The 17095-nt window shown below is 62.1% G+C and carries 14 protein-coding genes; 11 read left to right on the plus strand and 3 right to left on the minus strand.

The features are described 5' to 3' along the window. Nucleotides 1-26: 26 nt before the first annotated feature. From AC3WOG_RS26870 to AC3WOG_RS26900, 7 genes are all read left to right on the plus strand, one after another. Nucleotides 27-1241 (plus strand): DUF2252 domain-containing protein, encoded by a 1215-nt coding sequence (locus tag AC3WOG_RS26870; protein ID WP_492580897.1) that lies wholly within the window; start codon nucleotides 27-29, stop codon nucleotides 1239-1241. A 220-nt stretch (nucleotides 1242-1461) separates the two neighbouring features. Next, entirely contained in the window at nucleotides 1462-2865 is a 1404-nt protein-coding gene (locus AC3WOG_RS26875; RefSeq protein WP_492580898.1) for a GH1 family beta-glucosidase, read from the plus strand. Between the two features lie 94 nt (nucleotides 2866-2959). After that, complete coding sequence (locus AC3WOG_RS26880) at nucleotides 2960-4198, plus strand: ABC transporter substrate-binding protein (RefSeq protein ID WP_492580899.1); 1239 nt, start codon at nucleotides 2960-2962, stop codon at nucleotides 4196-4198. An 8-nt stretch (nucleotides 4199-4206) separates the two neighbouring features. Next, entirely contained in the window at nucleotides 4207-5136 is a 930-nt protein-coding gene (locus tag AC3WOG_RS26885) for a carbohydrate ABC transporter permease (RefSeq protein ID WP_492580900.1), read from the plus strand. Further along, nucleotides 5136-6050: a carbohydrate ABC transporter permease gene (locus AC3WOG_RS26890; RefSeq protein WP_492580901.1), complete on the plus strand. Its 915-nt coding sequence runs from the start codon at nucleotides 5136-5138 to the stop codon at nucleotides 6048-6050. Before AC3WOG_RS26885 ends, AC3WOG_RS26890 begins: the two co-directional genes overlap by 1 nt. Nucleotides 6051-6080: 30 nt before the next feature. Continuing rightward, on the plus strand, nucleotides 6081-7250 hold the full coding sequence (locus tag AC3WOG_RS26895; RefSeq protein ID WP_492582461.1) for an ABC transporter ATP-binding protein: 1170 nt from the start codon (nucleotides 6081-6083) through the stop codon (nucleotides 7248-7250). A 54-nt stretch (nucleotides 7251-7304) separates the two neighbouring features. Next, nucleotides 7305-8360 (plus strand): LacI family DNA-binding transcriptional regulator, encoded by a 1056-nt coding sequence (locus AC3WOG_RS26900; RefSeq protein WP_492580902.1) that lies wholly within the window; start codon nucleotides 7305-7307, stop codon nucleotides 8358-8360. A gap of 50 nt (nucleotides 8361-8410) precedes the next feature. Here the strand turns inward: AC3WOG_RS26900 and AC3WOG_RS26905 are convergent, their stop codons facing one another. Both AC3WOG_RS26905 and AC3WOG_RS26910 read right to left on the minus strand, forming a co-directional pair. Beyond that, nucleotides 8411-9268 carry a PA4780 family RIO1-like protein kinase gene (locus AC3WOG_RS26905; protein WP_492580903.1) on the minus strand — a complete coding sequence of 286 codons (858 nt, stop codon included), beginning with the start codon at nucleotides 9266-9268 and terminating at the stop codon, nucleotides 8411-8413. A 161-nt stretch (nucleotides 9269-9429) separates the two neighbouring features. Then, the gene (locus tag AC3WOG_RS26910) at nucleotides 9430-9795 is read right to left on the minus strand and encodes an antibiotic biosynthesis monooxygenase family protein (protein WP_492580904.1); all 366 of its coding nucleotides are present in this window, start codon (nucleotides 9793-9795) and stop codon (nucleotides 9430-9432) included. A gap of 472 nt (nucleotides 9796-10267) precedes the next feature. On the opposite strand from AC3WOG_RS26910, the gene AC3WOG_RS26915 reads away from it, so the two are divergent. Then, a complete protein-coding gene (locus AC3WOG_RS26915) occupies nucleotides 10268-11965 on the plus strand; it encodes a SulP family inorganic anion transporter (RefSeq protein ID WP_492580905.1) in 1698 nt (565 codons plus the stop codon). Nucleotides 11966-12020: 55 nt separating this feature from the next. On the opposite strand, the gene AC3WOG_RS26920 is transcribed toward AC3WOG_RS26915, so the two are convergent. Beyond that, nucleotides 12021-12659, minus strand: a complete 639-nt coding sequence (locus AC3WOG_RS26920) for a LysE family translocator (RefSeq protein ID WP_492580906.1) — start codon at nucleotides 12657-12659, stop codon at nucleotides 12021-12023. A 101-nt stretch (nucleotides 12660-12760) separates the two neighbouring features. Here AC3WOG_RS26920 and AC3WOG_RS26925 point away from each other — a divergent pair, with 101 nt between their 5' ends. The 3 genes from AC3WOG_RS26925 to AC3WOG_RS26935 all read left to right on the plus strand — a co-directional run bounded on the left by AC3WOG_RS26925 (nucleotide 12761) and on the right by AC3WOG_RS26935 (nucleotide 17078). Then, nucleotides 12761-12991: a hypothetical protein gene (locus AC3WOG_RS26925; protein ID WP_492580907.1), complete on the plus strand. Its 231-nt coding sequence runs from the start codon at nucleotides 12761-12763 to the stop codon at nucleotides 12989-12991. A gap of 59 nt (nucleotides 12992-13050) precedes the next feature. Beyond that, nucleotides 13051-13485, plus strand: a complete 435-nt coding sequence (locus tag AC3WOG_RS26930; protein WP_492580908.1) for a VOC family protein — start codon at nucleotides 13051-13053, stop codon at nucleotides 13483-13485. Between the two features lie 359 nt (nucleotides 13486-13844). After that, nucleotides 13845-17078, plus strand: coding sequence for an efflux RND transporter permease subunit (locus tag AC3WOG_RS26935; protein WP_492580909.1), 3234 nt, complete (start codon nucleotides 13845-13847; stop codon nucleotides 17076-17078). Nucleotides 17079-17095 lie beyond the last annotated feature (17 nt).

Below are 17095 nucleotides of genomic sequence, written 5' to 3' on the forward strand. Positions count from 1 at the left end.
TAAGCTCGCACTGAAAGGGAACCCCCATGCTCGATATCGCACAGACTATCGCCAGCTTCAACGCCGGTCGCGACCCCGAACGGCTCGCGATGAAATACAAGCTCATGCGCAGTTCGCCGTTCGTGTTTCTGCGCGGTACCTGTCATCTGTTTTATCAGCGCCTGCCGCGCGACAAGATGCTCGACGCTGCGCCGCCGGTCTGGATCTGCGGCGACATGCATCTGGAAAACTTCGGCAGCTACAAGGGCGACAACCGCCTCATCTACTTCGATAACAACGACTTCGACGAAGCGTGCCTCGCGCCCAGTCTGTACGAACTGGCCCGCCTCCTGACGAGCGTGCTGGTCGGCGCGGCCGATCTCAAGCTCAGCCGCGCGGAGGCGCTCGCGCTCTGCCACACCGCGCTAGACGCATACAGCGAGGCGTTGGTCTTCGGCAAAGCGCGCTGGATCGAAACGGAAACCTCGGTCGGCATGGTGCGCGACCTGTTCGACGCGCTGGCAAGCCGCTCGCGCGCCGCGCATCTGGACCGGCGCACCACGCTCAAAGGCAAGACCCGCGCGCTGAAAGTGGACGGCAAGAAAGCGCTGCCGGTCAGCGACAAGGCGCGCGCCGCCGTCACAGCGTTCATGAACACGTTCGCCGCTAGCGAGCCCAATCCGGACTTTTACCGCATCATCGACGTGGCACGGCGCATCGCCGGCACCGGTAGTCTCGGCGTCGACCGGTATGTGATTCTTGTCGAAGGTAAAGGCTCGCCGGACGGCAACTATCTGATCGATCTGAAAGAGGCGCTGCCTTCGTCGGTGCTGCCGCACGTGCGCACGCCGCAGCCGAAGTGGCAGACCGAAGCGCAGCGCGTGGTCGAGATTCAACGGCGCAATCAGGCGGTCCCGCAGGCGTTTTTGCGTGCCGTGGAATTCAATCAGCGCTCGTATGTGCTGCGCAGTTTGCAGCCGTCGGAAGACCGTGTGGCGTTGAACGACTGGGACGGCAAGCTGCCGCGCCTCGAAGAGGTGGTCAACAGCATGGCGGAGTTGAGCGCGTGGGCGCATCTGCGTAGCGGCGGGCGGCAAGGGTCTTCGATCGCCGACGAACTGATCGCGTTCGGCGCTCGCCGCGACTGGCAGTTGCCGTTGATCGAAAGCGCGGTGCAATGCGAGGCACAGGTGGCCGCCGACTGGAAAGCGTATTGCGATGCCTACGATCGCGGCGCGTTCAATGTGTTGGCCAAGCCGTGAGATTCACCAAGCCTGGCGCTTGACCGAGCGCCATTGGCTCGTTGTTCTAACTTTCTCTTGATGCGCGGTGCATCGTGCGCCGCGCATGCCAGCGACCCATCCAGACAAACCCTGATTGCTGCGTTGAATTCGCCACTGCTATCGTTCGCTGGTCTTGTGGAAGCGCTTCCACCCGAGCTTCCGCCGCACCCGGTTCAACGACCTTAGCGCAGGAGAATCCGTGGCAAACGACACATCCGCTGTTTCCAACGCTGCATCCCGCCATTCGCTCTCCGATCCCTTTACACCGCCTGCCGACTCGTCGCTGTGGCGCAAGAAATTCCTGCTTGGCGCGGCCACGGCTTCTTACCAGATCGAAGGCGCGGTGCATGAAGATGGCCGCCTGCCGTCGATCTGGGACACCTTCTCGGCGATTCCCGGCAAGGTGCTGGCCGGCGACACCGGCGCGGTTGCATGCGATCACTACCATCGTTGGGAGGCGGACGTCGACCTGCTGGCGGGGCTCGGCCTCGAAGGCTATCGGCTCTCGATCGCCTGGCCGCGCGTGATGGACGCAGCAGGCGCGCCGAATCGCAAAGGGCTCGACTTTTACAAGCGCCTGTTGAACCGGCTGAAAGAGAAAGGCATCACGATCTTCGCGACGCTGTATCACTGGGACTTGCCACAGCATCTGGAAGATCGCGGCGGCTGGCTCAACCGCGATACCGCGTATCGTTTCGCCGACTACGCCGATCTGATGAGCCGCGAACTGGCCGGCACGGTCGACGCATGGGCCACGCTCAACGAGCCGTGGTGCTCGGCGTATCTCGGCTACGGCAACGGGCATCACGCGCCGGGCCTCGCCAACGAACGCTTCGCGACCCAGGCGATGCATCATCTGCTGCTCGCGCATGGTCTCGCGCTTCCAGTGTTGCGTGGCAACGATCCGGCTTCGCAAAAGGGTATCGTCGCGAATATTGGCCGCGGTACGGCGAATACGGACAGCGCGGCGGATCGCCGCGCGGCGCAGCTGTTCGAGGTCCAGCACAATGCGTGGATTCTCGATCCGCTGCTCAAGGGCGCCTACCCGCAAGACCTGTTCGAACTATGGCCGGGCACCGAGCCGCTGGTGCTGGACGGCGACATGCAGACGATTTCAGCGCCGATGGATTTCCTCGGTATCAACTATTACTTCCGCACCAATGTCGCGAGCGACGGCGCGCACGGTTTCAGGGACGTGCCGCTCGAAGGCGTCGAACGCACGCAGATGGGCTGGGAGGTTTATCCCGACGGCTTGCGCGATCTGTTGACCGGTTTCAATGGCACGTATAAGAACTTGCCGCCGATCTACATTACCGAAAACGGCATGGCGTCGGATGATAAGGTGATCGACGGCCGCGTCGACGATACGCAGCGGATCTCGTTCCTGAAGCGCCATCTCGCCGCCGTGGATGGCGCGATCAAGGCGGGTGTCGATATTCGCGGCTATTTCCTCTGGTCGCTGATGGACAACTTCGAGTGGGCGTTCGGCTATGAGCGGCGTTTCGGCGTGGTGCACGTCGATTACGGCACGCAACAGCGCACGGTCAAACGCAGTGCGGAGCTGGTGGCCAAATTTCTGAAGGAGCGTAAAGCAAGGATGTGATGCGGCAAGGATGTAATGCGGCAAGGGTTTAATACGGTGTGAGCTGGTTTGTATGTCGACCTGAAACACGGGCGCCAAGCCTGGAGGAGACGGAATGAACAGCAAAAAAATGGCCGTGGCGAGTGTCGTTGCGGCACTGGCGTTGTATGGCGTCGTCGCGCATGCGGAGCCCCTGAAGGCTAACGTGATTCACTGGTGGACGTCCGGCGGCGAATCGGCAGCGATCCGCCAGTTCGCCGATGCGTATAACAAAGCCGGCGGCCAGTGGGTCGATAACGCGGTGGCCGGCGCCGATCAGGCGCGTTCCACGGCGATCAACCGTATCGTGGGCGGCGATCCACCCACGGCGGCGCAATTCAATACGTCCAGGCAGTTTCACGACCTGATCGACCAGGGCCTGCTGAACAATGTCGACGATGTCGCCGCGAAAGAGAACTGGAACGGCGTGTTTCCACAATCGATCATCGACAGCGTCAAGGTGAAGGGGCATTACTATGCCGCGCCGGTCGATATCCACATGCCGGCATGGTTCTTCTACTCGAAGCCGGTGTTCCAGAAGGCCGGCATTGCCGCCGAACCGAAGAGTTTCGATGAATTCATCGCCGACCTCACCAAACTGAAAGTCGCAGGTGTGACACCGCTCGCGTTCGGCGGCCAGCCGTGGCAGGAAAAAATCACCTTCGACGCGGTGTTCGCCGATGTCGGCGGTCCCGATCTTTATCTGAAGGTGTATCGCGATCGCGATATGAACGCGGTCAAGTCGGATGCGTTCAGGAAGGTGCTCGCGTCGTTCAAGCGCTTGCACGATTTCGTCGATGCGGGTTCGCCCGGCCGCAACTGGAATGACGCTACTGCGTTGGTGATTTCCGGCAAGGCCGGCGTGCAGATCATGGGCGACTGGGCCAAGGGCGAGTTTTCGGCAGCCAATCAGAGTGCCGGTAAAGACTTCGGCTGCTTCCCGGGTTTCGGTCCGCATTCGCCGTATCTGGTAGCGGGCGACGTGTTCGTGTTCCCGAAAACCGACAACGCCACCGCGATCAAGGCGCAAAATCTGCTTGCCACGGTGATGACCTCGCCGTCCGCGCAGGTCGCATTCAGCGCGAAAAAAGGCTCGATTCCGATTCGTCCCGATGTGGATGCCAGCAGTCTCGACATCTGCGCGAAGGAGGGCATTGCGATCATGAAGGACAAGTCGCGTCAGTTGCCGAATCCGGAAATGTTGCTCTCGCCTGACACGCAGGGCGCGTTGATCGACGTCATCACGAACTTCTGGAACAAGAACCAGTCGGTCGACGATGCGCAGAAGGCGTTTGCCAGCGCGCTGAAGAGCTGAGCACGGCAATGCACGCGCTCAAGCTGCAACGCGCCCAGACCAAACCGCTGAAGAAGCCGCTGAAAAAACGATTACCGCTGGCGGCATGGGTGGCGTTGCTGCCGATGGTCCTAACCGTCGTGTTCGCGTATCTCGGCACGATGGTCTGGACCGCGCGCGTGTCGCTCAGCAATTCCCGCACTTTTCCTTCCGGCGATTTCGCGGGGTTCACGCAATATGCGCGGCTCTTTCATAACGACCGATGGCTGCTGTCGCTGCAAAACATCATGATTTGCGGCGCGTGCTTTATCGTGGCGTGCATGGTGATCGGTTTGCTGCTGGCGATTTTCATCGATCAGCGCGTGGTGGCGGAGGGCGCATTGCGCACGGTGTTTCTCTATCCGTATGCCATGTCGTTCGTCGCGACAGGCCTGGTCTGGCAGTGGATTCTCAATCCGGAACTCGGCGCGCAGACCGTGCTGCACAAGCTCGGCTTCGTGCACGCGCGCTTCGACTGGATCGTCGACCAGGACTGGGTGATCTACACCGTCGTCATCGCGACGGTCTGGCAGGCGTCGGGTCTTGTGATGGCGTTGCTGCTGGCGGGCTTGCGCGGTATCGACGACGAACTGTGGAAAGCCGCGCGCATCGACGGCATTCCACGTTGGCGCGTGTATGCAAGCATTGTCGTGCCGATGCTGGGGCCCTCGATGTCCACCGCTTTCGTACTGCTGTTCGTGATGGTCGTGAAGCTCTACGACGCCGTGGTCGCAATGACGCAAGGCGGACCCGGCACGGCCAGCGAGGTGCCGGCGAAATTCATCATGGACTATCTGTTCGGCCGCGCCAACATCGGTCTCGCGTCTGCCGCGTCGATCGTGTTGCTGGTGACGGTGTTGGCGATTCTTACGCCGTTCTTCTATGCCCGCAGCCGCGCCGCGTTGCGCAAGGACGTCTGATGAACGCGAGCGCTTCTCCGCTAAAAGCACCTCCGGCACGTCCAGCACGTCCGCGCCGCCGCACGACATTCACGCCGGCACGCCTGGGCGTCTACGCGTTTCTGCTGAGCGCCGCACTGTTCTTCCTGCTGCCGCTGTATGTGATGCTCGTCACATCGGTGAAGCCGATGAGCGAGATTCGCCTCGGCAATCTGCTCGCGTTTCCCGCGCATTTCACGCTCGATGCATGGAGTGCCGCGTGGCGATCCGCATGCACGGGGCTCGATTGCAACGGCATCCAGGTCGGCTTCTGGAATTCAGTGCGGATTGTCGTGCCGAGCACGGTGCTGTCGATCCTGATCGGCGCGGTGAACGGTTATGCGCTGTCGTTCTGGCGCCCGCGCGGCGCCGGTCTGCTATTCGGCGTGCTGCTGATGGGCGCCTTCATTCCGGTGCAGGTGATGGTCTATCCGCTGGTGCGTGTGCTGGCGAGCGTGCATCTGTTCAGTTCGCTGCCGGGCATCGTGGTGATTCACACGATCTTCGGCATGCCGGTGATGACGCTGCTGTTTCGCAACTACTACGCGTCGATTCCGCAGGAGCTGTTCAAGGCGGCGCGTATCGACGGTGGCGGTTTCTGGCGTATCTTCGTGCAACTGATGCTGCCGATGTCGACGCCGATCGTCGTCGTGGCGATCATCATGCAGGTGACGGGGATCTGGAACGACTTCATTCTCGGCCTCGTGTTCGCCGGCACAAAAAACCTGCCGATGACCGTGCAATTGAACAACATCATCAACACTACAACCGGCGAGCGGCTCTATAACGTCAATATGGCGGCGACCATTCTGACCTCGCTGGTGCCGCTTGCGATCTACTTCATTTCGGGCCGCTGGTTTGTGCGCGGCATTGCATCCGGCGCCGTCAAGGGATAGGGCATGACCAATCTGGCAAGCGTGGCGAACATGGCCGCTGCAACTGATACTGCTGACGCGGAAAATGTGGCGAACCCGGCCAACGCGGCCAATGTGTCGGTGCGCAATCTGAAGATCCAGCTGGGCGCCAACACCGTAATCGAGAATCTCGATCTCGACGTGCGGGCCGGCGAGTTCGTCGTGTTGCTCGGCCCGTCCGGTTGCGGCAAATCTACCTTGCTGCACAGCATCGCGGGCTTGATCGACGTCACCGATGGCAGCATCGAGATCGCCGGCGAGGACATGACGTGGGCCGATCCAAAAGACCGCCGTATCGCGCTGGTGTTTCAGTCGTACGCGTTGTATCCGACCATGAACGTCGAGCGCAATCTGTCGTTCGCGTTGCGCATCAACGGCACGCCGAAGGCGGAAATCGAGCGGCGCGTGGCGCGTGCGTCCGACATGTTGCAACTCGGGCCGCTGCTCGAGCGCAAACCGGCGCAACTGTCGGGTGGCCAGCGGCAACGCGTGGCGATCGGCCGCGCGATCGTGCGCGAAGCCGACGTGTTTCTGTTCGACGAGCCGCTATCGAATCTCGACGCCAAGTTACGCACCGAACTGCGCCGCGAACTCAAGCAACTGCACCAGCGTCTCGGTGCGACGATGATCTACGTGACCCACGATCAGGTTGAAGCGATGACGCTCGCCACGCGCATGGCGGTGATGCGCGGCGGCGTGATCCAGCAGTTCGGCACGCCGGCCGAAGTCTACGCGCGTCCCGACAACCTGTTCGTCGCGACGTTTCTCGGCTCGCCCGCGATGAATTTGCTCAAGGGCAGGATGGAGCGGCGCGATGGCTCGCGATACTTTTGCACAGCGCATTTGCGGCTCGACGTGTCGCAGTATCCATTCAAAAGCGTGCCCGCGGATCAGCTGCCGTGCGTGCTCGGCGTACGGGCGGAGGACGTGCGAGTAGGCGACGTGCGCGTAGGCGACGTTCGCGGGGGCGCGGGCTCGAACGTGGGCGTGAGCGAATCCGGCAAGGTTTCCCTGGTTGAACCGATGGGCAACCACCGTGTCATCTGGCTCGACTATCATGGAGAACAGATCGCGTCGATTGACCAGACAAAGACGCCGGTGGCGGTAGGCGACGTATCGGCATTTTCAGTCGACTGCGCACATATTTCGTTGTTCGGCGAACCGGGCGGGGCGCGTCTATAGTGACGGCGACGGCATGCAACGTCGGTTAAACAACATGGCTTAACGGAGAACCGCGTGGCAACACTCAAAGATGTCGCGGCACTGGCTGGCGTCGGCATGTCGACCGCGTCGCGGGCCATTTCCGGTAAAGGACCCATTTCGGCCGATGCCGCCGCGCGCGTAAAGGCAGCCGTCGAAGCGCTGAATTTTCGCCCGTCGTCGATCGGCCGGGCGATGGCGACGCAATCGCTCGGCATGATCGGCATTTTCGTGCCGACCTTCTTCGGCTCGTACTACGGCACGATTCTCAAACAGACTGATGCCGAACTGCGCGCGGTGCGCCGTCACGTGGTGGTTGCAACCGGCTGCGGGGAAGTGTCGCCGCGCGAGCAGGCGATCGAGGCGGTGCGCTTTCTGATCGGCCGCGATTGCGACGGCGTGGTGGTGATCAGCCACGATCTGCACGACGGCGACCTGGACATGCTGCATCGGATGCATCCGAAGATGGTGTTCCTGAATCGCGCGTTCGCTCAACTTCCGGAGGCGTCGTTTTGCGCCGATCACCGGCGCGGCGGCGAACTGGCGGCGCGCACGCTGCTCGACCATGGGCATCGCGAGATTGCCGTGATTTCCGGGCCGTTTAGCGCTTCGGACAATCAAACCCGGCTGGAAGGCTTCTTTGCCGAACTGGCGCGTGACGGCATCGCGCGCGACGACGTCACGCTGATCGAATCGGACTTCTCGCCGGAAGGCGGCTATGCCGCCGCGCAGAAGCTGCTCGATGCGAAGCGGCGTTTCACCGGCCTTTTCTGCGCGAACGATACGATGGCGGTGAGCGTGCTGGCGCGCTTTCACCAGGCGGGCATTGCCGTGCCGGACGAAGTCTCGGTAATCGGCTACGACGACGATTATTCGGCCGCCTATGCCGCGCCGGGGCTCACGTCGGTGCATATTCCGACCGCGGAACTGACGCAGAATGCGGTGCGCTGGCTGGTGAATCAGTGCTACCGGACCTCGTGGGAGATCGTCCGCGAGTTTCCGGTAAGCGTGACGATGCGGGAGTCGGTGGGGCCGGCGCCGGTTACGGCGAGGTCTTCGAGCGAGCCTGCCGGGTGTGGCACCGCGTTGTAGCGTCTACGTAGCGGCGCTTGATTACTGCTCGAGTGCCGTTTGATTGCAGCTCAAGTGCCGCTGCGCAGCGACTGTTCGTAGCGCAGGCGCGCTTCTTCGTCGAGCCGTGTATCTTCGAGTTCCTGCAGCACGGCGTCGAGATCGATCGGCGTGGTGTCCAGTTCGACCCGGCCGGTCAGCTTTGCGTCGACATGCAACGCGCCGGCTTCGAACAGCGCCCAGATTTCCTTGCCATAGCTCGCGTCGAGCAAGGCCGGTGCGAAACGGCCGAAATACGTGGCGAGGTTACTCACGTCGCGTTCCAGCATCGCCGGCGCTTCGAGATTGCCCGCGGCATCCACGGCTTGCGGCAGATCGATGATCACCGGACCATCGGCGGCGAGCAGGATGTTGTATTCGGACAGGTCGCCGTGAATCACGCCGGCGCACAGCATGCGCACCACCTGGTTGAGCAGCAGCGCGTGCAATTCGAGCGCGCGCGCTTCGGTCAGGTCCACGTCGTTCAGACGCGGCGCGACGTTGCCGTCGGCGTCGGTGACCAATTCCATCAGCAACACGCCGTCGGTGCAGATAAACGGCTGCGGCACGCGCACGCCTGCATTGGCAAGCTGGAACAGCGCATCGACTTCGGCGTTCTGCCACGCCTGCTCCTGCACTTCGCGGCCATAGCGGCTGCCTTTTTCCATCGCGCGCTGCTGGCGGCTGTTCTTGACCTTGCGGCCTTCGCGATACGACGCCGCCTGGCGGAAACTACGCTGTCTGGCGTCTTTATAGACCTTCGCGCAGCGCGTGGCGTCGCCGCTGCGCACCACGTAGACGGTGGCTTCCTTGCCGCTCATCAACTGGGAGATGACTTCGTCGATCAGGCCTTCTTCGACCAGCGGGAGCAGACGTTTCGGGGTTTTCATGCGGCCGCCGGGAAGCGGTGGGCGGCGAAGCGGCCACGCGTGGCCGTTGGCGAGGAGGTGTGGTGCGGGGTTCGGGTCATGCCGGATTATAAGGGGTGTGGCTTATCCGGCCACCGCATTGCTCACAGCCTTCTTCAACAACGGCCCAATCGCGTGCTCGATTATGGTGCGGGTAGAGAAGGCGGCAAGGCTTGAGCCGGCGGCGCCGCATGCGCCGCCGCCGGATGAGCGAAGCCCGCGTCGCCGTAAGTACGCAGCACTTCGGCGATGATCACCTGATAGCCGCTGAGCCAGTTCGCCTGCGCGGCTTTCGCTTCCAGATGAGCGGGATGCTGCATTAACGCCTGCAACGCGTCGAGCGACTCCCAGTAGTACACGTTCGAGGTCAGGCCGGTCGCCGCGTTTTCCCACGCTTCTTCGCCGAGATAACCGGGAATGGCTTTGGCAGCCAGGGCGATTGCCTCGTCCAGGCGGTAGAAGCGTTCGTCGAATTGCTTCGTGGCGAAAATGAAAGTGGACGTGTACATGGCGTAACCGGTTTATAGACTGGCAAAGGTTTGCGCATCATAGCGCACTGCAGTGAACACGTTTATCCCCTCATTTCCAATGGTTTTCGCCGCATTTTCTCGAGCGAAAATTCCAGTGCCGATAATGACGGCGTAATACGCTGCAACACTGTTTTGCGGTTTTCCCTCATTCTTTTCATGCGGCTATCGCTTAGACTACGCGTAACATTTTGTTACCGGGGTGCGAGATGTTGGCCGTGTTCATGATCGCCTGTCCTATTTGCATCGCCGCGCTGTTCGGTTTCGCGCGGCGCGTGGATCCGTTGACAGGGCAGTTCAAGCGTTAAATTCGAACTTCAGGCGATTCACAAGCGGAGTCCGGACGCCCCCGGTTTTCGCTGGCTTATTTAGCCGATTCATCTCCTGAGTCTTGCTTTTGTGTGCCGACTCGCGGCACGATGCGCGATAAACCTGAATGGGGGCTGCATCGCGCATGCGAGATTTTCTGGCAAACATGGCCACGCGCCTTGGCGTACTGAAAGGCGTCTTTCCTTTGAACCGAGCTGCGGCGGCGCGCGATGCGCTGGCCGGCGTGGAGCTCGCGTCGATGGATATTCCGCAAGTGCTCGGCTATGCGCGCATTGCCGGCATGCATGCGGTGACCGGCCTTTACACCGTCTTTTTGCCACTGATCGCGTTTGCGTTTTTCGGCGCATCGCGGCACCTCGTGGTTGCCGCCGACTCGGCGACGGCGACGATTTTCGCGAGCCGGCTGTCGACCATGGCATCGGCCGCAAGCGCGGAGTATGCGGCGCTCGCCGCGATGGTCGCCTTGTTCACCGCCGCGTTGCTGCTCATCGCGCGGATTTTCAAACTCGGCTTTCTCGCTGACTTCCTGTCGCGCACCGTGCTGGTCGGTTTTCTGGCCGGTGTCGGCGTGCAGGTCGGCATTGCGATGCTGGGCGACATGCTCGGCCTGGCTGGACACGCCGAGCGCAGCATCGATCAGCTTGCGCTGGTGGCGCGTGAAGCGGCGCAGGCTAATCTGCCGACGCTCGGTATTTCCGTGCTGGTGGTCGTCTCCATTCTGGCGTGCAAGCGTTTCTTGCCACGCGTGCCGGTGCCGTTGATCGCCGTGGTCGCGGGCATCGCCGCCAGCGACTTCTATGGCTTCGCGGCGCACGGCATCTCCGTGCTCGGACCGGTGGCGGGCGGACTGCCGCCGCTGCGCATGCCGTCGGTGACCTGGCAGCAGGCGCTCGACCTGCTGCCGGTCGCGGCCTCATGCTTCGTGATGATCGTCGCGCAAAGCGCCGCGGCGAGCCGCGTGTTCGCCGAGCGGCATCACGAACCTGTCGATATCAATGCCGATCTGCTGGGCCTCGCCGCAGCCAATACCGCTGCCGCGTTCACCGGCGCGTTCGTCGTCAACGGCAGTGCGACGCAAACGGCCATGGCCGATCGCGTCGGCACGCGCAGCCAGTTCGCGCAACTCGTGTTCGCCGTGGTGGTGGTCGTGGTGCTGCTGTTTTTTAGCCGGTTTTTGCAGTATTTGCCGCACTGCATTCTGGCCAGCATCGTGTTTACGATCGCCATCGGCCTGATCAATCTGAAGACGCTGTTTTCGATTCGCCGCGAGAGTCCGGGCGAATTCACGCTGGCCGTGTTCACCGCCGCGGCAGTGGTGCTGATCGGCGTCGAGCACGGCATTCTGGTGGCGGTTGCGTTGTCGCTGTTGCGGCATGTGCGGCACAGCTATCGGCCGCACACCATGATCCTCGCACCCGGCGACGACGGCCTTTGGGTGCCGGTGCCGGCCTTGCCCGGCGAGCAGACTGCGCCAGGACTGATTGTCTATCGTTTCGGCGCCGACCTGTTCTATGCCAATGACCATTTTTTCATCGAAGACGCACGCCAGTTGATCGCGCAGGCGCCGAGTCCAGTGCGCTGGTTCGTGATCGACGCGAGCGCGATCACCGACCTCGATTACTCGGCGGCGCGCTCGGTGGGCGAGCTATGCCAGACGTTGAAGCAGAGCGGCATCGAAGTGATCTTCGCGCGCGTGAATCGTTATTTGCGTGCGGATATGGATCGGCACGGCATTACGCCGATCGTGGACGCGAGCTGCATTTTCACCACGCTGCACGAGGCGCTGCGTACCGCCGGGGTGCATAGCAGGGTGAGCACGTGAAAGACGCTTTATAGCGGCATGGACGGTATTGCAGCGCGGATAGGCGTGGCAGCCTCTAGATTTTCGAAGTCAGCAACTTGACGCCGGCAATGCCGAACATGACCGCAAGCGAGCCGTCGAGCCAGCGGCGGATCGCGCCATAGATGCGCCGTGCGGACGCGGTTGAAAACAGCACGGCATAGCTGCTGAACACGCATACACCGATGCACATGCAGCCGAGCACCACCGGCGCGGTATGCGACGTGCCGGCCGCAGGCGTTACGGCGAGCGACACGATCGACAGCCACACCAGGATCGCTTTCGGATTGGTGAGATGCAGCAGCAAACCGCGCAGATAAAGCCGTTTGAGCGGCTCGCCTTCGCGTGCCGCGCTTGCGGGCAGTTTTTCGGCACTGAAGGCGGAGCGCGCGGATTTGCAGCCGAGCCACAGCAGATAGAGGCCGCCGGCAATCTTGATCGCCACCAGGCATTCAGAGTAGGTCGCGAGCACCGCCGACAAACCCAGCGACGCCAGCAACGCCCAGAAGAACGAACCGGATACCACGCCGAGCGCGAAGGTCAGCGCGGACTTTCTGCCGGCGCTCATCGCCAGCGACATGATCGCGAGGTTGCTTGGCCCCGGGCTCGCCGTGCCGACGAAGTAGGCGCTATAGGCGATCAGGACATCGGCGGTCAGGAAGGTGCAGGCGGTCATGGGCGATACCTGGGCAGTGGCCGCGTCGGAGGGCGCGGCCGGAAGCGCGAGAGGCCGCGCAAAACGAGGCGCGAACAGACATTCTGCCGGGCGGCGCGCGATTGTCACAGATACAGTTGACGGCCTGCGCGGCAGGACAATCGGGTGCGCGCTTAACCGTTCACGGGGCCATGCACGCCCACGCCGCAGCGCCGATGCAGTCGGCCGGAAAACGCGTGGCACCGGCTGACGGCGATAAAAATCCCGAGTTCGCCGGGCATCGTCTATTGATCGATTTTGGTATTGGTCAGGTCAAAAATATATCGTTTTTCAGCACTTTTGGTCATGGTTAAACTTGACGTCGCGCGTCTCGATGCGCGACCCCATTTTTCTATCTGCGAGCTTTCCCACCATGAGCGTTGCCGAAACCGTTTTGCCGCCGTTCCATCTGGCGTTTCCTGTTCATAGCATCGCAGCTGCGCGCGAGTTTTACGGCGACCTGCTGGGCTGTCCGGAAGGGCGCAGTTCGGCGGAGTGGGTGGATTTCAACTTCTACGGCCACCAGATCGTCGCGCATCTCGCGCCGGAAGAGACCGGGCATCGGCAGACCAGCAAGGTCGACGGCGATGCGGTGCCGGTGCGCCACTTCGGCGCGGTGCTGTCGATGGCGCAATGGCAGGCTGCGGCGGACAAGCTGCAACAGGCCGGCATCGACTTCATCATCGAGCCGCATGTGCGTTTCAAGGGCGAAGTCGGTGAACAGGCGACAATGTTCTTTCTCGATCCGTCAGGCAACGCGCTGGAATTCAAGGCGTTTGCCGATATGTCGTCGTTGTTCGCGAAGTAAATCCAGCAGCCTGAACTAAAAGGCCGGTCAACCGAAAGGGTTGACCGGCCTTTTGTTTCAGCGCTTAAAAAACACCGGTCTCCGGCAATCAAACGTTTGCTAATCGCAAAGCAGCGCATCACGAGATCAGCCGCATACGCTTACATTAACCTTCCTGACAATTTCGCCATTTTGGCGCCATGCAGGCGTTGGTGCTACCGATCTAGCATAAGCACTGATTCACCGGGAGAGGCGCGCGGCATAGGCCCCGGCAACCTGTGCTCAGGTCTGCCGGCTTCGGCATGTTATAGGCGGAAGCCGCGCGACCATCCGTTCACGGCGATTCAGTTCCTTACCTGCATTCTCTCGGGCGCGTTTCAATGTGGATCGTCAACGTAGCGCTAAAGCGGCCATACACGTTCATCGTGATGGCCATTCTGATTCTGCTGGCGACCCCATTCGTGCTGTTGACCACGCCGGTCGACGTGCTGCCGGAAATCAATATCCCGGTGGTCAGCATCATCTGGACGTACACGGGCTTGTCGGCCGAAGACATGGCCAACCGGATGACGTCGGTCAACGAGCGCAGCTTGACCACCACGGTCAACGACATCGAGCACATCGAATCGCAGTCGCTCGCCGGCATCGCGATTATCAAGGTGTTCCTGCAGCCGAACGCGAACATCCAGACCGCGATCGCGCAGACGGTGGCCGTCGAACAGGCGCAGCTCAAGCAGATGCCGCCGGGCGCCACGCCGCCGTTGGTGATCAGCTATTCGGCGTCCAGCATTCCCGTGATCCAGCTCGGCTTGTCGAGCCCCAAGCTGTCCGAGCAGGCGCTCAACGACACCGCTTTGAATTTCCTGCGCCCGCAACTCGTGACGATTCCGGGCGCCGCCGTACCGTATCCGTACGGCGGCAAATCGCGGTTGATCTCGGTCGATCTCGACACGCGCGCGCTGCTGGCAAAGGGGTTGACGCCGTCCGACGTGGTCAGCGCGTTCAACGCGCAAAACCTGATTCTGCCGACCGGCACGGCCAAGATCGGGCCGAAGGAATACACGATCAACATGAACGGCTCGCCCGCCACGGTGGAAGGGCTCAACGACATTCCGGTGCGCACGCTCAACGGCGCGACGACCTATCTGCGTGAAGTGGCCCACGTGCGCGACGGTTTTTCGCCGCAGGCCAATATCGTGCGCCAGGACGGCCATCGCGGCGTGCTGATTTCGGTGCTGAAAAACGGCAGCGCGTCGACGCTGTCGATCGTCAATACGCTGCGTGGCTTGCTGCCGACCGCACGCGCGGCGTTGCCGCCGGACCTGAGCATCACCGCGTTGTTCGATCAGTCCGTGTTCGTGAAAGCGGCCGTGCAGGGGGTGGTGCGCGAGGCGCTGGTCGCCGCCGCGCTGACGGCCGCGATGATTCTGCTGTTTCTCGGCAATTGGCGCAGCACCTGCATCATCGCGGTATCGATTCCGCTCTCGATACTGTCGTCACTGATCGCCTTGCATGCGTTGGGACAGACCATCAATATCATGACGCTTGGCGGCCTCGCGCTGGCGGTCGGGATTCTGGTCGACGATGCGACCGTGACGATCGAGAACATCGAACGGCATCTGCATATGGGCACGAATCTGCACGATGCGATTCTCGAAGGCGCCGGTGAAATCGCGGTTCCCGCCCTCGTGTCGACGCTGTGTATCTGTATCGTGTTCGTGCCGATGTTCTTCCTGACCGGCGTCGCGCGTTACCTGTTCGTGCCGCTCGCCGAAGCGGTGGTGTTCGCGATGCTCGCGTCGTACGTGCTGTCGCGCACGCTGGTGCCGACATTGGCCATGCTGCTGATGGGTCACGCGCACAAGCCCAAGGCCGGTGCCGGACCGAATCTGTTCATGCGGCTCTATCATCGCTTCGACGCCGGCTTCGAGCGCATGCGCGGCGCGTACATCGTGATTCTCAGCAGCCTGCTGGTGCGCCGGCGTCTGTTCGCAGGCGCGTTCCTCGGTTTTTGTGTCGCGTCGATGGGTCTCGCGCTCGTGCTCGGCGAGGACTTCTTTCCGAGTGTCGATGCGGGCGATATTCGTCTGCACATGCGCGCGCCGACCGGCACGCGTATCGAAGAAACCGCGCGTCTGGCCGACCAGGTCGAAAAGGTGATTCGCGAGGTGGTGCCGGGCAACGAACTCGGCACGATCCTCGACAACCTCGGCTTGCCGTACAGCGGCATCAATCTCTCGTACAGCAACGCGGGCACGATCGGCACGCTGGACGGCGAGATTCAGGTGGCGCTCAAGCCGGACCACAAACCCTCGCAAACCTATATGGACAGGTTGCGCGCGCTGCTGCCGCAGCGCTTTCCGGGCGTCGAGTTCTTCTTTCAGCCCGCCGACATCGTCACGCAGATTCTCAACTTCGGCTTGCCCGCCGCGGTCGACGTGCAAATTTCCGGCACGGATCAGCAAGGCAACTTCGACATCGCCCGCAAGCTGCTGAAACAGGTGCGGATGATTCCGGGCACCGTCGATACGCACATCCAGCAGAAGCTCGACGAACCGGCGATCAATCTTCAGATGGATCGCACCCGCCTGCAGCAACTCAATCTGAGCGCGAGCAATGTGGCGCAAAACCTGCTCATTTCGTTGTCGGGCAGCTCGCAAACGTCGCCGGGTTTCTGGTTCAACAACCGCAACGGCGTCGAATACAACGTCGCGGTGCAAACCCCGCAATACCAGATCTCTTCGATCGACGAACTGTTGCGCACGCCGGTGTCGGGTTCGGCCACCGGACCGACGCAACTGCTCGGCAATCTGGTGCGCGTCGCGCCGCAGAACCAGTTCGCGATGGTCACGCATTACAACATCAGGCCGGTGATCGATCTGTACGTGAGCGTCGAAAAACGCGATCTCGGCGGCGTGGCGAACGAGGTCGACAAGCTTGTCAATAACGCGCGGGCGTCGCTGCCGCGCGGCAGTCAGATCACCCTGCGCGGCCAGGTGCAGACGATGCGCAGCTCGTTCTTCGGTTTGGGGCTCGGTGTGGCGATGGCGATCGTGCTGGTGTACTTGTTGATCGTCGTAAACTTTCAGTCGTGGGTCGATCCGCTCATCATCGTCAGCGCGTTGCCCGCGGCTCTCGCGGGTATCGTGTGGATATTGTTCCTGACGGGCACGCATCTGAGCGTCCCGGCATTGACCGGCGCGATCATGACGATGGGCGTGGCGACCGCCAACAGTATCCTGATGGTGTCGTTCGCGCGCCAGCGGCTCGGGGCCGGTGCGCCGCCGCTCACCGCCGCGCTCGAAGCCGGAGCGAGCCGGATCCGGCCGGTGCTGATGACCGCGTTCGCGATGATCATCGGCATGATTCCGATGGCGCTCGGTCTCGGTGAAGGCGCCGAGCAGAACGCGCCGCTCGGCCGCGCGGTGATCGGCGGTTTGCTGTTCGCCACGGTGTCCACGCTGTTTTTTGTGCCGCTCGTGTTCGCGGGTATTCATGGCCGCCTTGCGCGCCGTCGCGGTAATGACAGTAACGGCGGCAATGGCGGCGCTGACAGCGGCGCACATAACGGCGGCCCCGCGCCGGACCACGGCGGCGATGGCAAGCACGCGTAAAGTTAAATGACGGCTGA

The sequence above is a fragment of the Paraburkholderia sp. FW306-02-B genome (assembly GCF_058782725.1).

What these genes read in the sequence shown, in the direction of transcription:
- AC3WOG_RS26930 (WP_492580908.1), top strand. Translation starts at nt 13,051, where the DNA reads ATGAGCGTTGCCGAAACCGTTTTGCCGCCGTTCCATCTGGCGTTTCCT.
- AC3WOG_RS26870 (WP_492580897.1), top strand. Translation starts at nt 27, where the DNA reads ATGCTCGATATCGCACAGACTATCGCCAGCTTCAACGCCGGTCGCGAC.
- AC3WOG_RS26920 (WP_492580906.1), bottom strand. Translation starts at nt 12,659, where the DNA reads ATGACCGCCTGCACCTTCCTGACCGCCGATGTCCTGATCGCCTATAGC.
- AC3WOG_RS26885 (WP_492580900.1), top strand. Translation starts at nt 4,207, where the DNA reads ATGCACGCGCTCAAGCTGCAACGCGCCCAGACCAAACCGCTGAAGAAG.
- AC3WOG_RS26905 (WP_492580903.1), bottom strand. Translation starts at nt 9,268, where the DNA reads ATGAAAACCCCGAAACGTCTGCTCCCGCTGGTCGAAGAAGGCCTGATC.
- AC3WOG_RS26935 (WP_492580909.1), top strand. Translation starts at nt 13,845, where the DNA reads ATGTGGATCGTCAACGTAGCGCTAAAGCGGCCATACACGTTCATCGTG.
- AC3WOG_RS26910 (WP_492580904.1), bottom strand. Translation starts at nt 9,795, where the DNA reads ATGTACACGTCCACTTTCATTTTCGCCACGAAGCAATTCGACGAACGC.
- AC3WOG_RS26890 (WP_492580901.1), top strand. Translation starts at nt 5,136, where the DNA reads ATGAACGCGAGCGCTTCTCCGCTAAAAGCACCTCCGGCACGTCCAGCA.
- AC3WOG_RS26915 (WP_492580905.1), top strand. Translation starts at nt 10,268, where the DNA reads ATGCGAGATTTTCTGGCAAACATGGCCACGCGCCTTGGCGTACTGAAA.
- AC3WOG_RS26895 (WP_492582461.1), top strand. Translation starts at nt 6,081, where the DNA reads ATGGCCGCTGCAACTGATACTGCTGACGCGGAAAATGTGGCGAACCCG.
- AC3WOG_RS26880 (WP_492580899.1), top strand. Translation starts at nt 2,960, where the DNA reads ATGAACAGCAAAAAAATGGCCGTGGCGAGTGTCGTTGCGGCACTGGCG.